The following is a 1,053-nucleotide window of genomic DNA, read 5'->3' on the forward strand; positions in this document are numbered from 1 at the left end:
CGGTAGGACCAGGGCGTCGCCGTGCCGGCGGACCAGCGTTCGAGGGTGAAGTGCGGGCCGGAATCGACATGCTCGTCACCGCCGACGCTATCACCGAAGCGCCGGCTACCTAGACGAGGAACATGTACGAATCTCCGAGCTCCCGGTCCCGTCACTGAAACAGCGGGGTGGTGACAAACTTCAACTTGTAGTCCTGGACCTGTTGAATATCGCCGTACTCGTCCTGGGCCATGATCGTGAAGGACTTCGCCTGACCACCTTCCATCCGAGAGTAGATGGCGAAGGTGATGAAGAAAGGCTTACGGTCCGCGCCAGGATCCTTGAAAGTCAAGGTCGCAGTTCCCACTGTCGCGTCCCATCCGCTGGCGTTCGTCTTCTTCTTCTCGATCAGCTTGAAGTCGTCCAGCCGAGCCAGGTCCTGATAAGCCTGGACGGTGGCCTGCTCCTCGTCCTTGGCGTACTTCTTCTCCCAGGAGTTGAAAGCGATTGTTCCGGAAGTGATCCGGCCCTCAGGGAGACCAGTCGAGTTGTAGAGAATGACTCCCTCTCCGTCACCGACGTCCTCATCGAAATTGGAGTGGAATTGCCAACCGTCCACGAGTGGCATGAGAACCTGGGTGTCGGTTCCGGGCCATTCAAAGCGCTGGTAATCCACTCCAGGAAGCGGAACCAGGGTGGTCTTGTACTCGGTTGACGTGGGGGCAACGGTTGTGGCGACCGGAGCACCGGAGACCGTCTCATTGCAGCCCGAAAGGAGCAGCACGGAGGCCAGTGTCGCGGATGCAACCAGTTGGCCCATTTTCAGCTTCATTTCGACGGTCTCCCCTATGGATCGAGCTAGGTCACCAGCGCTGAAAACCGGTGACGTACGTGCCATTCCAGAGCGCGGGGTCGCTGAGCGTGATGGAGACACGACCTCCGTGTACTTCATTTGTACTTGTTACTTCTCCAACTTGGATTGCTTCTACCGCTTTTTCAAACGCCTCTTTATTTTCACGTTTTACAGTTATCACGAAGCGTGACTGTGATTCAGCGAATAATGCTGCTGTTGCT

General features: G+C 56.8%; 2 protein-coding genes. Both read right to left on the minus strand.

Features of this window, described 5'->3' with window-relative positions; translation table 11 throughout:
* Window positions 1-151: 151 nt before the first annotated feature.
* Window positions 152-811 carry a hypothetical protein gene (locus ABT116_RS49935; protein ID WP_298776997.1) on the minus strand — a complete coding sequence of 220 codons (660 nt, stop codon included), beginning with the start codon at window positions 809-811 and terminating at the stop codon, window positions 152-154.
* Between the two features lie 31 nt (window positions 812-842).
* A partial coding sequence (locus ABT116_RS49940) for a hypothetical protein (RefSeq protein WP_351648401.1) occupies window positions 843-1,053 on the minus strand: 211 nt, incomplete at its 5' end.

It is taken from the genome of Streptomyces sp. NPDC002130 (genome assembly GCF_040296465.1).
In the GTDB taxonomy this organism is placed as follows: Bacteria; Actinomycetota; Actinomycetes; order Streptomycetales; family Streptomycetaceae; genus Streptomyces.